This is a genomic window from Shewanella mangrovisoli (genome assembly GCF_019457635.1).
GTDB classification, from domain to species: Bacteria; Pseudomonadota; Gammaproteobacteria; order Enterobacterales; family Shewanellaceae; genus Shewanella; species Shewanella mangrovisoli.
On sequence record NZ_CP080412.1, the window covers coordinates 3,656,446 to 3,673,740 of the forward strand.

At 49.0% G+C, this 17,295-nt stretch carries 12 protein-coding genes; 7 read left to right on the forward strand and 5 right to left on the reverse strand.

Annotated elements, in window-relative coordinates:
* The first annotated feature begins 9 nt into the window (after window positions 1-9).
* Window positions 10-879 (forward strand): sulfate ABC transporter permease subunit CysW, encoded by an 870-nt coding sequence (cysW, locus tag K0H60_RS16005; RefSeq protein WP_011627003.1) that lies wholly within the window; start codon window positions 10-12, stop codon window positions 877-879.
* The gene (locus K0H60_RS16010) at window positions 876-2,006 is read left to right on the forward strand and encodes a sulfate/molybdate ABC transporter ATP-binding protein (RefSeq protein ID WP_220056334.1); all 1,131 of its coding nucleotides are present in this window, start codon (window positions 876-878) and stop codon (window positions 2,004-2,006) included. Before cysW ends, K0H60_RS16010 begins: the two co-directional genes overlap by 4 nt.
* 123 nt (window positions 2,007-2,129) lie before the next feature.
* Here the strand turns inward: K0H60_RS16010 and K0H60_RS16015 are convergent, their stop codons facing one another.
* The 4 genes from K0H60_RS16015 to K0H60_RS16030 all read right to left on the reverse strand — a co-directional run bounded on the left by K0H60_RS16015 (window position 2,130) and on the right by K0H60_RS16030 (window position 6,375).
* Complete coding sequence (locus K0H60_RS16015; RefSeq protein WP_220056335.1) at window positions 2,130-3,275, reverse strand: HlyD family secretion protein; 1,146 nt, start codon at window positions 3,273-3,275, stop codon at window positions 2,130-2,132.
* Between the two features lies 1 nt (window position 3,276).
* A complete protein-coding gene (locus K0H60_RS16020; protein ID WP_220056336.1) occupies window positions 3,277-3,693 on the reverse strand; it encodes a DUF3302 domain-containing protein in 417 nt (138 codons plus the stop codon).
* A gap of 514 nt (window positions 3,694-4,207) precedes the next feature.
* Entirely contained in the window at window positions 4,208-4,663 is a 456-nt protein-coding gene (locus tag K0H60_RS16025) for a hypothetical protein (RefSeq protein WP_220056337.1), read from the reverse strand.
* A gap of 224 nt (window positions 4,664-4,887) precedes the next feature.
* A complete protein-coding gene (locus K0H60_RS16030; RefSeq protein WP_220056338.1) occupies window positions 4,888-6,375 on the reverse strand; it encodes an AAA family ATPase in 1,488 nt (495 codons plus the stop codon).
* Window positions 6,376-6,591: 216 nt separating this feature from the next.
* Here K0H60_RS16030 and purT point away from each other — a divergent pair, with 216 nt between their 5' ends.
* The 5 genes from purT to K0H60_RS16055 all read left to right on the forward strand — a co-directional run bounded on the left by purT (window position 6,592) and on the right by K0H60_RS16055 (window position 15,925).
* Window positions 6,592-7,767, forward strand: coding sequence for a formate-dependent phosphoribosylglycinamide formyltransferase (purT, locus tag K0H60_RS16035; RefSeq protein WP_220056339.1), 1,176 nt, complete (start codon window positions 6,592-6,594; stop codon window positions 7,765-7,767).
* A gap of 237 nt (window positions 7,768-8,004) precedes the next feature.
* On the forward strand, window positions 8,005-9,510 hold the full coding sequence (locus K0H60_RS16040; RefSeq protein WP_220056340.1) for a DUF3142 domain-containing protein: 1,506 nt from the start codon (window positions 8,005-8,007) through the stop codon (window positions 9,508-9,510).
* Entirely contained in the window at window positions 9,500-11,779 is a 2,280-nt protein-coding gene (locus K0H60_RS16045) for a tetratricopeptide repeat protein (RefSeq protein WP_220056341.1), read from the forward strand. The genes K0H60_RS16040 and K0H60_RS16045 overlap by 11 nt, the downstream gene beginning before the upstream one ends.
* A gap of 595 nt (window positions 11,780-12,374) precedes the next feature.
* Window positions 12,375-14,279: an ATP-dependent nuclease gene (locus tag K0H60_RS16050; protein WP_220056342.1), complete on the forward strand. Its 1,905-nt coding sequence runs from the start codon at window positions 12,375-12,377 to the stop codon at window positions 14,277-14,279.
* Window positions 14,276-15,925 (forward strand): UvrD-helicase domain-containing protein, encoded by a 1,650-nt coding sequence (locus tag K0H60_RS16055; protein ID WP_220056343.1) that lies wholly within the window; start codon window positions 14,276-14,278, stop codon window positions 15,923-15,925. Before K0H60_RS16050 ends, K0H60_RS16055 begins: the two co-directional genes overlap by 4 nt.
* A 406-nt stretch (window positions 15,926-16,331) precedes the next feature.
* Here the strand turns inward: K0H60_RS16055 and K0H60_RS16060 are convergent, their stop codons facing one another.
* Window positions 16,332-17,285, reverse strand: a complete 954-nt coding sequence (locus K0H60_RS16060; protein ID WP_220056344.1) for a D-2-hydroxyacid dehydrogenase — start codon at window positions 17,283-17,285, stop codon at window positions 16,332-16,334.
* Window positions 17,286-17,295 lie beyond the last annotated feature (10 nt).

Here is a 17,295-nt window from a genome sequence, read left to right on the forward strand (position 1 = left end):
GGAGCCACCATGAACTCATTTAAACCGTTAAGAGTCGGTGAAGCGCCCCTCATCAAATGGAGCCTAATCACCCTAGCCGTGTTCTTGGCCATGGTGTTATTGCTGCTGCCCTTAGTCAGTATTTTCCAGCAGGCCTTCGTCGGTGGTTGGGAGCGTTATATCGAGCATCTCAGCCAACCCGACTCACTCCACGCCATCGGGCTGACCCTTATGGTCGCGGCGCTGACCGTGCCGATTAACTTAGTGTTTGGGGTATTGCTCGCCTGGAGCGTAACGCGCTTTGAGTTTCCGGGGCGTAAGTTACTCATCACCTTGATTGATATTCCCTTTGCCGTATCGCCCGTGGTCGCAGGCTTGCTCTATCTGCTGCTTTACGGCAACAGTGGCTGGCTCGGCGCTTGGCTGTTCGAACACGATTTACAAATTATGTTTGCCTGGCCGGGGATTCTGTTAGTCACCATTTTCGTGACTTGCCCTTTTGTTGCCCGAGAATTAATCCCCTTGATGCAGCAACAGGGCGCATCGGAGGAAGAAGCCGCGGTTATTCTTGGCGCCTCATGGTGGCAACTGTTTCGCCGCGTGACTCTGCCCAATATCAAGTGGGCACTGATTTATGGGGTGATCCTCACCAACGCTAGGGCCGTGGGTGAGTTTGGTGCCGTTGCCGTAGTATCTGGCAATATCCGCGGTGAAACCAACACCTTACCTTTGCATGTGCAATTACTTTACGAAGATTATCAGGCCGAAGCCGCCTTTGCGAGCGCGTCACTGCTTGCCTTGATCGCCCTATGTACCTTACTGCTGAAAGCCTTAGTAGAGTGGCGCCAACAACGCAGCTTATCCGCCAATGACAACCAAGAGCAGAGCCAATCATTATGAGTATTCGTTTAACTAATATTTCCAAAAAATTTGGCCAATTTCAGGCGCTCTCGCCGCTCAATCTGGATATTCAAGAAGGCGAGATGATAGGTCTTCTCGGCCCTTCTGGCTCGGGTAAAACCACCCTATTGCGGATTATTGCCGGCCTTGAGGGCGCTGATAGCGGCCAAATCCATTTCGGCAATCGCGATGTGACTCAAGTGCATGTGCGCGACCGCAGAGTCGGATTTGTGTTTCAAAACTACGCCCTGTTCCGCCATATGACGGTCGCCGACAACGTCGCCTTTGGGCTCGAAGTCATTCCGAAAAAACAGCGCCCGTCTAAGGCCGAAATCCAAAAGCGCGTCAGCCATTTACTCGAAATGGTGCAACTTGGCCATTTAGCACAGCGCTACCCTGAGCAGCTCTCGGGCGGACAAAAACAGCGTATCGCCTTGGCACGCGCCTTAGCGACTCAGCCCGAAGTGCTATTACTGGACGAGCCCTTTGGCGCCCTCGATGCTAAAGTGCGTAAAGAACTGCGCCGCTGGTTGCGCAGTCTTCACGATGAGTTGAAATTCACTAGCGTGTTTGTGACCCACGATCAAGACGAAGCCTTAGAGCTTTCCGATAGGGTGGTGGTGATGAGCAACGGCAATATCGAGCAGGTCAATACTCCGATTGAGTTGTACGCCCAACCCAATAGCCGCTTTGTGTTTGATTTTTTAGGTAACGTCAATCGGTTTGAAGCGAGCTGGCAACAAAATCGTTGGACTAATGGTGACGCCTTCTTAGTACCACCGGAGCAAACGCCACTGCAACAAAACGGCGCGCTCTATGTTCGTAGCCATGAGCTAGCACTGGCGGATAAACCCAACAGCCAAGCCCATATTCCCTTTACCATAGTGGCGATAACACCGGTGGGCGCAGAAGTGCGTGTCGAACTGGCGCCTATCGGCTGGCAGAGTGAAGAACTGTGGGAAGCCACCTTTACCCACCATCATCTGCAAGAATTAGGATTGCAAAAAGGCAGTGTGGTCTACGCCACCCCAAGAACGGCTTATTTCTTTGGTGAACAAGGTAATGGCTCGCCTGTGCGTCAAAGTTGGCCCTTCCTCCCGCCGGGCAGCTTGGCCTTCGATATTTAATCGCAGCCAGCATTCGTCTACTGCACATAACAAAAAAGCGCTGACAGTCATGTCAGCGCTTTTTTTATTCACTCTTGGCAGCTTAACACCAGCTCCGAGCGAAGTCGTTAGCGTAAAACTCCACTAGTGCCCATCGAAGAACAGATAGTTTAGCCAGCCCTGCATCCGCAGCAGCACTTTACGCATCACGGCCACATGGTGGAAATGTTCTGTATACACAGCCACTTGCCCAGCAACGCCCGCCGGGAATTGGCTGCGTATCGCATCATCTTCAATATCGATTAATACGATAACCCGGCCACTTTGGAACAATTGATTAGACGATTGCAGCGTACCATTCATCTGAATTTCCCCCTCGGCCATTGCGGGGAGAACCTTAGCAACTTTGCCCTTAAACACTTGTCCAGGCGCCGCATCTAATACCACTTCCGCCTCATCCCCTTCCTGTAATCGCAGTAGGGAGTTTTGCCAAAATGCGCCAGCAAAATAACGCTGCTCGTCGGGGATAAAACTCATCACCGGCCGTAAAGGTAAAGGCACCGCCATCGCACCTGGACGCAGCGCCATTTGGGTGACTATGCCATCGGCGGGCGCCCGCACGACGGTTTGCTCGAGATTATAGAGCGCGCTTTCAAGATCCCCCTGAAGCCCTGCCACCTTCGAATTTACCCCATCGACATTGGACTCATAGGCAAGACGTGCGCGTAACTCTTCGGCCTGTGCGGCCGTTAGCTGAGCCTCAGAGGCTAAAAACAGTTGGCGGCGATTGTCTAGTTCCAGCGCAGTGAAGGGAGAATTTGCCCCGCCTTTACGATGGCCTTGCTCATAGCGATCATAGGCCGATTTGTTGCGTTCCCTGTCGGCAGCCACTCTGGCCACATTCGCCTTGGCAGCTTCCCAAGCGGCCGCAAGTTGTGGCACCTCTTGCTCCGCCGCTAACAACGCCGCTTTTTTACGTTTTACCACGGCCTCAAAGGGAGTTGGGTCGATTCGAAACAGCACATCCCCTTGTTTCATCGGCGTATTTGGCTTAGCTTCCACCGAGATCACTAAACCTTTTACCGCGGGCGTAATGGGGATAGTGACATAGTATTCCCGCGCAAAACGGGAATAGGGATGGTTGTAGTTCATGATAAGTAGCAGCGCCCCAATCAACACCACGCCCCCTAATACGGCGGTCGGCACTGTCCATTTATTCATTGGGATCTTAAACACTTTAAAAATCACAATGCAGATCGAGGCGTAGGTTAATATCAGTAGTAAATCCATGTTACACCTCGGCTTTTTGGCTATTTTCGGTCACACTGGCTTCTGTGGGTATTGCCTCGGATTGCTTCACCACCGCAGGCTTGGCTGTCGATTCCAGTTGTTCAAGCTTTGCCTGCAAGGCCAATACCGTTTCCCTTAGCGCTTTAACATCATCCTCCAATGCCTGCTCGCGCTTCATCACAGTACTAAACCCCCAGCCTCTATCCTCTCGATACAAGGTCGCCCAAATCCACAGAAACGGCCAAAGGGCATGCAAGGTAAATAAACTGACCCAGCCCGCGATATGCAATGCATCCTGCTGGGGATGATTGCGCTTTTTCGCAATTTCATAGGGGATATCGTGAATGGCAATCACGCCATAAAAAATCACCACTATGACAAAAAACAAAATGCCTAAGGCAAAATAATCCAAAAACATGTTCAGCTCCCACTCCCTTCCCGCTCTTTATTTCGGTTAGAAATCAATCCCCTTGCCGAAACCGCCCTTTGCCAACCGTGCCTATCAATGTGCAGCACAATATAGTTCTACACCATGAAAACAAATTCGCAACAAATCCATCTAAATAGCTTGATCAAAAACACAATTGTGTATTTCGATACGACTAATGGCCTCCAAAGGAGGCACTATCAGTAACGACCAATTGCGATAACTAAGGTGGGATTGTTGCTTGCCAAATACAGCAAATAACAGGAAAGGGATCTTTAAAAGCCTAGGCCTTTACTTCTTGTATCGAGAAGGCGCGTAGCATGAGTAAGCAAAGCGTAACGTAAGCAAAGACAAGATTTGCAGGAAGCTAATGTCAGCTTAGATTTCTATTAGTTTTTTATAAGTTAACGTCCGATGTAGAGGCGCAGGATAGCAATGTCACAGCTCCACAATGCAGAGTATTACGCCAAGAACCACAACAGCTAAGTACTTAACTTCAAGCGAGTTAACCTCTTTCTTGCCACTGACACTCGACTAAATTGAACTCATAGTGGCTATCATGGGGAGCAATATTGGCGTTTAATTTAAAGCTTTGACCACCCGCGGCAATCCAGCACTGGGAGAACCATTCAATAAGCGCGTTTGTCGCAATCTGCCAAGGGTCAAGATCTTCATCCTTTTCAATATATTCCTCTTCAAATTCATCTGGATAAACATGGTCTATATCGAGTAAATGAGGATTAACTGGCGAGGGGTATGCAGCCTTGCCATCGATATCCATAAAAAATACCCGCACCGGGAATTGGGATGAAAAACCATCGACAAAGACTTCAAATGCTAGCGTGGCTACCTCTTGGGGATAATCATGCTCAATCAATTGCTTGAGAATGGGCTGTAACTCATCGGTGAGCTTATCTAAGTAGCCACCGACTTTTTCTGTAAACTCTTGCTCGAAACTCATCTCATCCCTGCTTATCATGCTGTACGACTCGAACGGAGAATATTACTCATGCTAAAAAATTGCCGTTTAAGTTCTAAATAATCCATATCGACCAGCAAGTTAACATCGACGGCGCTGATATCCAACTCTTCCCCAACCAAAAGCCAATACTAAAATCTAAAATCGCTTTATGGCGAATAAGGCTTGGCCCCATACGCCGCGAGCACTCATCGCGGGTTAAGTTGCTACTCATGGGCATTGACTGTGCGTCCTGCAGCCCATTGCCTTAGGGCATTAATCTTATCGCCCATCACTATGGATAAAGGTTTGGTTTTGGTCAGTTCTTCTAACAACATGTCTTGGTCGAGCGTTCGCGCTAAACTGCGGGCGCTGTACATGGCGGCGATCACGGCCTGCTCGATTTCAGCTCCCGAAAACCCTTGGCTGTGGCGCGATAGCTGTGCAAGGTCGAGCCGAGTCACATCGATACCACGGCGCTGGCAATGGATCAGGAAAATAGCCTTACGTATGGCCTCGTCGGGCAAATCGACAAAGAAGATTTCATCCATTCGCCCCTTACGCATCAGCTCGGGCGGCAGGGCTTGAATATCGTTAGCGGTGGCGACCACAAACACCTCTGACTTACGCTCCGCCATCCAAGTTAACAGTGTGCCCAGAATACGGGTCGAAGTGCCCTCATCACTGCTACTGCCGCTTAAGCCTTTCTCTATTTCATCAATCCAAAGGATGCAGGGCGACATCATATCGGCCAGCTCGAGGGCGTTGCGCAGATTCTTTTCAGTTTCGCCTATGTATTTGTTATATAAGGCGCCCATATCGAGCCTGAGCAAAGGCCGTTGCCATACGCCCGCGACCGCTTTGGCCGCAAGACTCTTGCCGCTGCCCTGCACTCCGAGTAATAACACGCCTTTTGGCGCATCGGGTTGTACCGTAGCCTTGTCATCTGTGGTTGCCTGCGTCGCTGGCGCGCGCTGCTTTAACCATTTCTTGAGATTATGTAATCCGGCAATCTGCGAAAAATCACTGGTGTCGTATTCAAATTGCAGCACACCGTTAAGATCGAGTAATTGGAATTTGGCTTTGTTGATAAGATCGACATCCGAATGGGTAATGGCGCCATCATCCACAATGGCCTTGTGGATCAACCGTCTGGCATCATCTAAAGTCACACCGCGCAGGTTTTCCGCCAGTTTACCCACGGCTTTATCATCCACAGTGAGCGGCATGCCTTGGCCGCGCACTTTATCCACTTCAAGGTAAATCAAGTTCTCAAGCTGGGAGGTGCTCGGCAGGGTGAGCTGAAAATAGGCGCAATAACGCTTAATTTCGGGCGGGATCTCAAAGGCATGACTCACCAGTACCAGCGTGTGTTGCAGCGCATCATATTCGAGGGCGATTTCTTTAAGCAAACGAATATTCTTTGGCGCATCAACCACAAAGGGATGAAAATCACAGAGCACATAGATGCCCTGCTGAGTCGTCGATTTTATCTGCCCTAGGATATCGCTAGGTTCAGTATTAAATTTCTGCGCCGCCATGGGTTTATCAACCCGCGTCAGCCCTTGGGTAATGCTCCAAGTAAATAAGGGTTGATAGAGCACATTCGCCACCCGCTTAAGCATGTCTACAACACGGTATTCCTCATAGGTTTCAATTACTACGATGGGCGTTTTAGAGCGTAGTACAGCGGTCAAATCGCGAATGTCTTGCATCTTAGGTTTCCATAATCCGTTATGAAACGAAAAGTTAACATAAAACCAGAGACTGAACAGGACTTTTACTATGCCAAGTACTAATCGCTCTTAAATAGCTTGATCGAAAACACAGTTGTTAATTTCAGTCTCATGCTTTAGCGCCAATCGGGGTAAACTATGGCCCAAGAACGTCCAAAGGCGTCAATTATCCCAATATAAAAAGGTACCCACACCATGATAGGAACTCCCTACACAGAGGGCGCTCGACGCGCCATGTTGCTTGGCTGCGGTGAGCTAGGTAAAGAAGTCGCCATCGAGCTCCAACGCTTAGGTGTTGAAGTGATTGGCGTCGATCGTTATCCCAATGCCCCTGCCATGCAAATTGCCCATCGCTCCCATGTGATCAATATGCTCGATGCTAAAGCGCTTCGCGCCATTATCGAGCTAGAAAAGCCCCACTTAGTGATCCCCGAAATTGAAGCAATCGCCACCCAAACCTTGGTCGAGATGGAAGCAGAAGGCCTCAATGTCGTGCCGACAGCACGTGCGACTCAACTGACCATGGACAGAGAAGGCATTCGTCGCCTCGCCGCCGAAACCCTAGGCCTTCCAACCTCGCCCTATTTCTTCTGCGACACTGAAACCGAGTTTAATCAAGCCATTGGCAAGATTGGCGTGCCCTGCGTGGTCAAACCCGTAATGAGTTCATCGGGCAAGGGCCAAAGTGTTATCCGTGATCTGGCCCAAAGCGCCAAAGCCTGGCAATACGCCCAAGAAGGCGGCCGCGCGGGTGGTGGCCGTGTGATTGTCGAAGGCTTTATCCCCTTCGATTACGAAATTACCCTGCTGACCATTAGCGCAGTGAATGGCATCCACTTCTGCGCGCCAATTGGCCATAGACAAGAAGATGGCGACTACCGCGAGTCATGGCAACCTCAAGCCATGTCGGCCGACGTGCTAGCAAAATCCCAAGCAATCGCAAGCAAAGTGGTTGAAGCCCTCGGCGGTTATGGCTTATTTGGGGTCGAGCTGTTTGTGAAGGGGAGCGATGTGTATTTCTCTGAAGTCTCGCCTCGTCCGCACGATACCGGTTTAGTCACCTTAATTAGCCAAGATTTATCCGAGTTTGCACTGCATGTTAGGGCGATTCTTGGTCTGCCGATTCCAAATATCCACCAACATGGCCCCAGCGCTTCGGCGGTAGTATTGGTGGAAGGCAAGTCGAAAAACATTCGCTATCAAGGTCTTGCCGATGCCTTGACCGCAGAGAATACTCAGCTCAGATTATTCGCTAAGCCTGAAATCGATGGTCGCCGCCGTTTAGGGGTTGCCCTCGCCCGTGATAAGGATATTGAAAGCGCAGTCAACAAAGCGCTGGATAGTGCATCTAAGGTAAAAGTGATTTTCTAGGCTTATCTGCTTAACGACTTATCGCCGACACCTTAGTGTTCAGTATCGTGATTAGCACCGCGCCCAGCACTATTGCAGGGCGCTTTATTAAGGCGTTTAAGCCGAGTTAACCGCCATACCACTTCTACCCCAATTGATTTCGCGTCTAATGCAAAAGCCTGATGCAATCCAAGGTGGTTTTGAGGCATAGTAGTCCTCTATTTGGCATGCTCCACGCTAGGCTTTTACTCTTATCCCATGGATTTACGCAGTCGTTATTCCACTCTCTTTCACTCTAAGCGCTTTCAATCTAGGTGCTTTCACTCTAGACGCTTTCAGTCCAAGCTCTTTGAGCTCAAGCACTTTGAGCCTAGGCGCTCAAAATCCTTGCAAGCGATACATCGCCCCCTTTCCCTGTTACTGGCGTTATCCTTTGGCTTAGTTTTCCTATGTGCCTGTCAACCTGCGAATCAAGATACATTGAGCATAAAAACAGACACCTCCGCCCAGCGTGAATTAAGCCAAGAGGTGTATGTGTGGCAGCGGCAATGGCGCGATGCCAATCAAAACGCCTTGATCGAAAGCCAAAGCACATTTAATGGCGTGCGCATCTTGGCATTACAAGCCCACCCCAAACCCAATGGCGCGGATATCTGGTTTGAAGTGCAGGTCAACCATGCTTGGTTACAGGCCGATCCTCGCCCTAAAGTGGCGGTAATAAGATTAGATGGCCAACTAACGCGCCTTAATAATCACGAAGCTCTCCAAAAAATCCTCGCGCTCATTCAAGATTGGCAGGCAAAGGGCACCAAGCTTGCGGGAATTGAAATCGACCACGATAGCGCCAGCAGTAAACTCGCGGCCTATAACGCCTTTTTACGCGAGTTAAAAAGCCAATTACCCCAAACACTTAAACTTAGCATTACCTCATTGCCCGCTTGGTTGAGCAGCACAGAGTTTCCGTCGCTGTTTGACAATATCAATGAGCTGGTACTGCAAATTCACAGTGTCAGCGACCCACGTTTAGGGTTGTTCGATGCCACGCAGGGTTGGCAGTGGGTCGAGCAGCTGTCACGGTTAGCCAAGGTGCCCTACCTCATCGCCCTGCCGTCCTATGGCTCGGCGGTGTATAGCACAGCATCGGGTTATCGAGTGGAGAGTGAAGTGCCGATGCGAATGCCATTGGCAGACTCAGCATCTTCGCAGCATGTAGCGCGCCAGGAATTGATGGCCGATCCACAGATGTTGCAGTCCTTCGTTAAAAAACTGCACACTTTTGCCGACCCAAGGCTTAAGGGGATGATTTGGTTTCGATTACCCCTAGAAGGGGATAAACGGGTTTGGCCACTCTCGACCCTGATTGCGGTCGCCAAGCAGCAACCACTCGCCCCGCAGATTGAGCTAGAAATCTTAAACCAAGCCAATACTGAGCCTGCCCAACATGAGGCACCGAAAACCAGCTTATTTCAATTAGTGTTAGTCAATAAGGGCAATATTGCGGGCAAGTTGCCGGGCCAGTTGTCCCTAGCGGCGCAGGCGTGCAGCGGGTATGATGCCCAAAACGGTTATCAAGCCAAATTAACCCAAGGAACATTAGTGTGGCAGTTACCGCAAGCCACCTCAACGGAGCGCGCAGCAGAGCCTGCCTCCTCGCACTTTGCGCCGAATTTAATCTCAGCGGTCGAGCTAAGCCCAAACGGGCGTAGAGTTATCGGTTGGGCACGTTGTGAGTCATTACATTTACAGGGAATTTATGCGCCATAAGCCACATTCATTGTCAGCGAATCCTCTCCCTCGCTGGAAAACCAAATTCAAACAAACCAGCCTGATTGGCTTAAGTCTCTTCTCCCCCGCACTGTTAGCCTGTGGCCCAGACTTTCCGCTGCAATTAACCCAAGACAGGCAGAATAACCTAAGCTATTTACCACAAACCAGTTTTAGCCAACAGCTTAGCGGTTTAGCCAAACCACTGGCTTGGCAGTTTCAAGATGAACCTGCGGCGCAGGAATACCTCTGGGACGAGGTGCATAGTCGCTATCTTTCCCAGACTCGCGCCTATGAAAACAGCGAGTTATCCGAGGCTCAGCTCGCGCTAGTCAATAGCCTGCGTGATGCGCAAAGCTTGGCAGAGGCCGAGCAAATCGCCGCGCAGTTAAAAGAGGGCTTAGCGCCCGCCTTAACCTGGTACAGCCTTGGTGCCATGGCGTTTGATCTCAAAGAGTACGATAAGGCCAGCGATTACTTTAAAAAAGTCATCGCCCTACCTGAGAGTGAGCGCGCGGGTCGCAGCCTGTGGGCACTGTATAGCTTGTCTCGTATCGAGCTGATAAAAAGCAAAACCGCCAACGATAATAGCCATTTTGTCCAAGCCAATGCTTATTTGCAGCAACTACAAACTGAGGTGACCCAAGGCGCCGCCGATCCACTGCGCTTGAGCTTGGCAGGACTTGGCGAGCAGGCTTATATTCTGCTACATCAAGGCCAAGCTCAAATTGAAGTCACTCGTGGGGAATATGAGCCGCCTAAAATAGATGTAGCCTTAAATCCTGCCACCTTAGATAAGGTTATTGAACTCTATGCCACCCAGTCGGTGCAGGGCGACAGTAGCGGTTATGATTCGTTGCTGATGTTAAGCCGCAGCTTAATGTCTAAAAATATCAATGAGCTAAAACCATTATTACAGCAGCCGAGTGTGCAACAGTTGCTCATTGCCTACTGGCAGAGCAGTGCCAATGATTTCGCCTTCGACGGACAACTGATGGACATGGGCCAAAAGGTTGCCGAAATCCTCACCGTATTCCCAACCGATGGTGTAGTACTGAGCCAGGGCGATAAGTTAGCAGCGATTTACTACCAATTGGGTGACTATGCCAGCGCCGAGCGCATGCTGGCACTCGCCAAACCGAGCGGCTTAACTTGGTGGCTCACAGCGAAGCTTATGCTGCAAAAGGGTGACCAAGCCCAAGCGGCTAAGGCCTATGCCCAAGCAGTGCATCATTTTCCAACCGATGCGACTTCAGGTACTGAGCATTTAAATGCTAAGGATACCCAACAACAAGCCATCGACGCCGATGCCCAACAAGCCACCTATTGCCGTATTCGCGCCGAGCAGGGCGTGTTATCCCTCGAGCGTGGCGAATATGTCGATGCCCTCAGCCAATTGTTCGCCAGTGGTGATGAGTATTGGCAGGATATTGCCTATGTGGCCGAGCGCGTGCTTACTACCGCCGAGCTTAAGCTGTTTATCGACGAGCATGTGCCGGTAATGAATTTCGAGTATCCCAAAGACAGCGATTGGTATGACAGTGTCGAGCCACTCAACAATCGCCTGCGTTACTTACTGGGCCGCCGCTTACTGCGTGAAGGGGCGATTGCTGAAGCTCCAGCTTATTTCAGTAATCCCACACTCAATGCCAACGTGCAGGAATATGGCAAGGCGCTGAGCACAGCCAAGAGTAGCAAGGGCATTGAGAGCGCCCGCGCCTATTGGACTGCCGCCGAACTCGCGCGTCATCAAGGCATGGAAATCTTAGGCTTTGAATTAGCACCGGATTATTCGATTTACGCTGGGATGTTCGACTTAAGGGATTGGTATGCAGCGGATAAGCTCAGCGATAAAGAGCAGCAACGCATCAGTGCCAGCCAAGCGATTCCCGATAAACGTTTCCACTATCGCTACCAAGCCGCCGAGTTGGCAAACAAAGCAGCCGATCTCGTGCCCCACAACAGCCAAGCCAATGCTGCGCTATTGTGCCAAGCCACAGGTTGGGTGTTATATCGCGATGATGAACTCGCCCGCCGCTACTATAAAAAATACGTCGCCAACGGTCCCTTTGTGCCTTGGGCGGAGAATTTTGGTACGCAGTGTGAAACCCCAGACTTTGACCGCGCCGTCGAACGGGAAAAGGCCAACCAAATCGCCGAATGGAATGCGATTTACCACAAACTCAAAAAGCCTGTGGCCGTTAGCTTTGCCATCATCGCCGCCCTACTCGGCGCTTACGCGTGGCGCAGAAGAAAGCGTAAACAGTAAAAACACAAAGCGCCTTTCTTATATCACCAAGAAAGGCGCTAAAGCTGAGCGAATATTCCAGCCTCTACACTTATGCGGTTAAGTGTAGAAGTTATAAAGCATGATTCTGAATATTAAAGACTCAAATTATTTCAAGATTAGAAATACTCTAACGAACCTTAACACTGCTATTAATTGCCATTGCTTCCCCAGTGACACGCCGCCTCTTTATTTAACAAGAAGTATCCCTATAGGCTCGACGGCGGCATCTGCAACACATGGAAGTGTAAATGCCGCGTTCACATGGATGTGAAAGAGCGGCCATGCCGCCAACGGTCACTGTTGCAACAATGGCAATCTTTACGACCATCGAACTGTTCATCTGGCTAAAAGCTTTTGCCCCAAAGTTATTCAGACTCAATATCCGCACATTCATTTGGGACATAGCATCCCATTACTAAAACTTATCGAAATCAGAACATCTAGGCCGTAAAAATCTAGCAGTCTCCAACTCTCAATGAAAACACTATAAGACGTTGATTATAAATTGAAAGCATGTTTAAAAAGATGCATTATTTGAATGTCATATCAGCACATGGTTTTATTGAGGAAGAACATGAAGCTAAGTTTTATCCGGCTATCGAACTTTCAATCGTTCGGACCAGAACCAACCACTCTTACACTTGATGACATGACCTATTTAATTGGCCCAAATGGTTCAGGTAAAACGGCAGCCCTACTGGCTCTGAGCCGCATGTTTGGTTTCAACCCTGCTATGCGTAGAATCCAGCGCTCTGACTTTAACGTGCCATTGAAAGAAGAAGAGGTTCCGGAGGAACGGACACTTTGGCTTGAAGCTGAGTTTTCTTTTCCTGAGCTGAGAGAGGGTGCTGATAGTTGTACAGTGGCCCCCCATTTTGGACATATGAGGTTGGACACTCCTGATGGTTTGCCCAGAGTTCGCTATCGCCTTACGGCTAGAATGGGAATTGATGGGGATATTGAAGAATCATTTGACTATGTGCTTGAAGTTAACCCTGATGACTCCCCACTTAGTTGTGCGAAGGTACCCCGCGGTGAACGCAACCATATCCATGTTCACTACTTACCAGCCAGACGCGATCCTGCCGACCATGTAACCTATGGTTCTAACGCTATTTTGGGAAGGATGTTACGCGCAATTCAGTGGGGCAATGAGCGAGAAACCATTAGTCGGCTGGCAGGTGAAATAACAGGTAGTTTAGTTGAGAATCCTTCCATTATGGCTCTGAGCCAAGGACTAACATCAACGTGGAACAAACTACATAAAGGAAACTTTTTCACTGATCCTAAGGTTACATTTGCCGCATCGGAAATCGAAGCCCTACTGAGACATACTTCGATTTCATTTGGCCCAGGACATGACGAGGGCTTCGTTGATTTCACTCGCTTGAGCGATGGTCAAAAATCGATGCTGTATCTTTCCTTGGTTTTGTCATCCCAATTGGTCAATAAAGCCGTTCTCAGTGGAGCCAATGAATCATTCGATGTTGAGAAGCTCAAGCCACCAGTTTTTACAGTGATTGCTCTGGAAGAGCCAGAAAATAGCCTCTCGCCTCACTATCTAGGTCGCATAGTTAATGCAATAAAGGAAATGACAAACAGTGGTGATGCCCAAGCTTTGATTGCTACTCATGCTCCTTCAATGTTACGTCGTGTAAAACCAGAGGACATTCGTTACCTACGTCTTGATGCTTCTCGAAACACTCAGGTGAAGCATATTCTGATGCCATCAACCAAGGATGAAGCGCACAAATTTGTCCGGCAAGCTGTCCAAGCGTTTCCTGAAATATATTTCTCTCGCCTAGTCGTGCTTGGAGAGGGCGATAGTGAAGAGATAGTTCTTCCTAGACTTCTTGCCGCCAAAGGTATCCCAATTGATGAGTCAGCCATAACAGTGGCCCCTCTCGGTGGGCGGCACGTAAACCACTTTTGGCGACTTTTATCAGCATTGGAAATCCCCTACATAACTCTGCTTGACCTCGATGTTGCTCGATATCAAGCTGGCTGGGGAAGGATTAAATATGTGAATGATCAATTAGCGGTATTTAACCCCACAAAAGTCCTTCCAGCAAATCATGTGATACCTTCGTGGAACAGTCCTAAACACATGGTTAGGGACTATGAAAATTATTGTGCTGCCTTAGAAGAGCGCGGGGTGTATTTTTCCTTTCCGATGGACTTGGATTTTTCGATGCTAATTGCTTATCCAGAAGCCTACGATGTGCAGAAGGAAGACCCTGAAGAATCCACAATTAAGGCTGTATTGGGTAAAAGTCATTTCAACTTTGAACAATACAGTGATGATGAGCGAAAGCTGTTTAACAGCTATCATCAACGGTTCAAACTGGGGAGTAAACCTGCGTCACATATCGAAGCGTTTGCCAAACTAACTGATGAAGAGATACTCCAAAACATACCTGAGTCGATAAACCGATTGGCGCGTGTAGTTAAAGAGCGACTAGAGGCTATACCAGAATGATAGCTATAGACTCTTGGAAACCTTCGGATGGATTGCAACTAGAACCCAATGCTTACATCGCCGCAACAGAACAGAATCAATCTCTGGCACTTACTGCAGGACCAGGGGCCGGAAAAACGGAAATGTTGGCTCAAAGAGCAGATTTCCTTCTACGGACTGGAGTATCAAGATACCCAAAACGAATTTTAGCGATTTCTTTCAAGGTTGATGCTAGTAAGAACTTGAAAGAACGAGTATTGCGTCGATGTGGTACTGAATTAGGTTCTCGCCTCGATAGTTACACTTTCCACGCATTTGCAAAGCGCATTATTGATAGATTTAGGGTGGTACTCACTGGAAATGATGCTCTGAATATCGGTTATACGATTGGTGAAACTAAAATTCGACATCAGCAGATACTATTTCTTGATCTTGTTCCTTTAGCAATCAAAATTCTACAGAGTTCAGAGGTTGCCAGAAACGCAATTAGGCAAACATATAGTGATGTGTTTCTAGATGAATTTCAGGATTGCACCAATCAGCAATATGAGTTGGTTAAATTAGCTTTTCTTGGAACGGGTGCGCGTCTTACGGCAGTTGGTGATACTAAACAAAAAATAATGGGTTGGGCCGGTGCTCTGGAAGGCATTTTTCTGCAGTTTTCCAGAGATTTTGGAGCTAGACCTTTAAACATGTATCGAAACTTTCGGTCGCAGCCGACATTGCTGCGTTTACAGAACGAGATAATTCGTACTCTGGACCCCTCATCTATCATGCCCGATGAGCAACTCACTGGTCAGGGAGGAGAAATCAGTTCATTAAAGTTTAATACGTGTGCCAGTGAAGCTGAATGGATAGCAGATACTGTGTCAATGTGGATTAGAGACGAAAAGGTGCCAACTTCTGAAATAGCCATCCTAATCTCAAAACAACTCGAGTTGTACGCTGCTCCACTTATGGCGGCTTTTGAAAGCCGTAGCGTACCTTATCGTAATGAACAGCAGATGCAAGATATTACCAGCGAGCCGCTGGCCAGACTCATCGTTGATTACCTTCAATGTCTCTATGGGGAACGTTGCCCAGAAGCCTGGAGAACATTGTCTAAGCTCCTTACTCCATTCGAGGATGAGGAGTCTTCTTCAAGTGCTAAGCAAACCCTTGGTCAGTTTATTCGCCGAGAAAGACAAGCAATTGCTAAACAGGATATTGGTGGAGACCGATATTCGTCTTGGTGGGAAAGAGTTCGTTCATTCTTGAAGTTCGTTGGCGTTGAAACTGCTGCATCTTTATCACCAGACTACGAGTCAAAAGAGCGGCTTAACGAGATAGCAATCGAAACTCGTAATCGTATAAATGAGCTGAGAAGGATTGATGCTGACTTGTTGAGTGCGTTAAATCGATTCTCTGATGACCAAGCAGTTAGTATTCTAACCATCCATAAAAGCAAGGGGCTTGAGTACGATTCAGTGATAATGATGGCAATTGAGAACGAGATTTTTTTTGGTGATCAAGACGCTAATCGCTGCGCTTTCTTTGTGGGGGTATCACGTGCCAAGCGGCGGCTGGTGCTAACGCATTCTGATATGAGACAAAGGCCAGGGGAGTATACCGGGCGCTGGAGCGAACAGAGAACACCTCAGGAGGAATATTTGGGTTATACGCGCTGATTTCTTCGGCGATATTTGAGTTTTATTGATTGATTACCCCATCCAATCAATAAAACTAATCCAATAGGTTTTGCTGCCCCACTATTTCTGGCCAACTCTTGTCCCAAAACATGCGGTGTATTTCTTTGTTAATACTCACATGCGACGCCGATGCTAAACAGGTGAGCCATGGTGGTTTGCGAGACGACCGTCCGCCCCACGGACGGGGCGGTCGAGCGTCCAAGGATGGACTCGCTGCGTGTCGATGAGCGAATACCATGGCTCACCTATAACTCAGCACTTAAATATCGTCTCCCCCCAAATTTTATGCCGTTAAGGGAACTATCCAACACATTTTTCCCCCTTCAATTCCAACTGCATTTCTTTGGAATGAAAACGTTTCCTACTGAAACAAGTTAACCCGCCCTTATGGATTCACCCAATTAACTCGCTCGCCAGCTATATAGGCGCTGAGATTTGCCGTCGCGATATTTAATAAGTTCTGCCGTGCTTCTTTGGTCGCCCAGGCATTGTGGGGGCTGATACTGATATTCGGCGCAGTGAGTAGCGGATTATCCGCACTCGGTGGTTCGGTTGAGAGAACATCGACGCCGGCAAAGACTTTGCCCTGCGCTAATGCCGCCGCCAGCGCAGCCTCATCGATTAAGCCGCCGCGCGCGGTGTTGATCAGTAGCGCCTGCGGCTTCATTAATTCGAGGGTTTGGGTATTAATTAGCTCGGTTGTCTCTGGGGTGAGTGGGCAGTGGAGCGAGAGAATATCGGACTCCTTGAATACCGTATCACGGGATGTCCAACTCACACCTTGGGGTAAATCGCTAGGTTCGGTGCGGGTATTGACTAACACCTTCATACCGAAGGCTAAAGCGAGTTTAGCGACCTGCTGGCCAATATCCCCATAACCAATCAAGCCTAAGGTTTTGCCTTTGAGGGATTGCAGCGGCATTAAGGTAAAACAAAAGTCACTGCAATTACTCCACTGCCCTGCGGCAACGGCTTGATGGTGCGCCGCAACGGCCTGCGTGTGATGCAAAATATGGGCAAACACCATTTGCGCAACGGCATCTGGGCCATAGGCGGGCACGTTGGTGACCACTATGCCTAACTCTTTTGCGGCGGCGAGATCCACCACGTTAGTGCCGGTAGCGAGCACACCGATATATTTAAGCTTAGGCAATTGAGCTAAGGTGTTGGCATCGAGGGGCGTCTTATTGGTGAGCACAATTTCGGCATTCTGAGCGCGGGGGATAATCTCGGTCGAGGGCGTGCGGGCAAAACAACTAAAGTCCCCTAATGCGCTGACCGCTTGCCAGGTTAAATCCCCAGGGTTTAAGGTTTCACCATCGAGTACGACTATTTTCATCTTTACCTCT

What these genes read in the sequence shown, in the direction of transcription:
- K0H60_RS16040 (WP_220056340.1), top strand. Translation starts at nt 8,005, where the DNA reads ATGGATTTACGCAGTCGTTATTCCACTCTCTTTCACTCTAAGCGCTTT.
- K0H60_RS16055 (WP_220056343.1), top strand. Translation starts at nt 14,276, where the DNA reads ATGATAGCTATAGACTCTTGGAAACCTTCGGATGGATTGCAACTAGAA.
- K0H60_RS16020 (WP_220056336.1), bottom strand. Translation starts at nt 3,693, where the DNA reads ATGTTTTTGGATTATTTTGCCTTAGGCATTTTGTTTTTTGTCATAGTG.
- K0H60_RS16050 (WP_220056342.1), top strand. Translation starts at nt 12,375, where the DNA reads ATGAAGCTAAGTTTTATCCGGCTATCGAACTTTCAATCGTTCGGACCA.
- K0H60_RS16015 (WP_220056335.1), bottom strand. Translation starts at nt 3,275, where the DNA reads ATGGATTTACTACTGATATTAACCTACGCCTCGATCTGCATTGTGATT.
- cysW (WP_011627003.1), top strand. Translation starts at nt 10, where the DNA reads ATGAACTCATTTAAACCGTTAAGAGTCGGTGAAGCGCCCCTCATCAAA.
- K0H60_RS16045 (WP_220056341.1), top strand. Translation starts at nt 9,500, where the DNA reads ATGCGCCATAAGCCACATTCATTGTCAGCGAATCCTCTCCCTCGCTGG.
- K0H60_RS16060 (WP_220056344.1), bottom strand. Translation starts at nt 17,285, where the DNA reads ATGAAAATAGTCGTACTCGATGGTGAAACCTTAAACCCTGGGGATTTA.
- K0H60_RS16025 (WP_220056337.1), bottom strand. Translation starts at nt 4,663, where the DNA reads ATGAGTTTCGAGCAAGAGTTTACAGAAAAAGTCGGTGGCTACTTAGAT.
- K0H60_RS16010 (WP_220056334.1), top strand. Translation starts at nt 876, where the DNA reads ATGAGTATTCGTTTAACTAATATTTCCAAAAAATTTGGCCAATTTCAG.
- purT (WP_220056339.1), top strand. Translation starts at nt 6,592, where the DNA reads ATGATAGGAACTCCCTACACAGAGGGCGCTCGACGCGCCATGTTGCTT.
- K0H60_RS16030 (WP_220056338.1), bottom strand. Translation starts at nt 6,375, where the DNA reads ATGCAAGACATTCGCGATTTGACCGCTGTACTACGCTCTAAAACGCCC.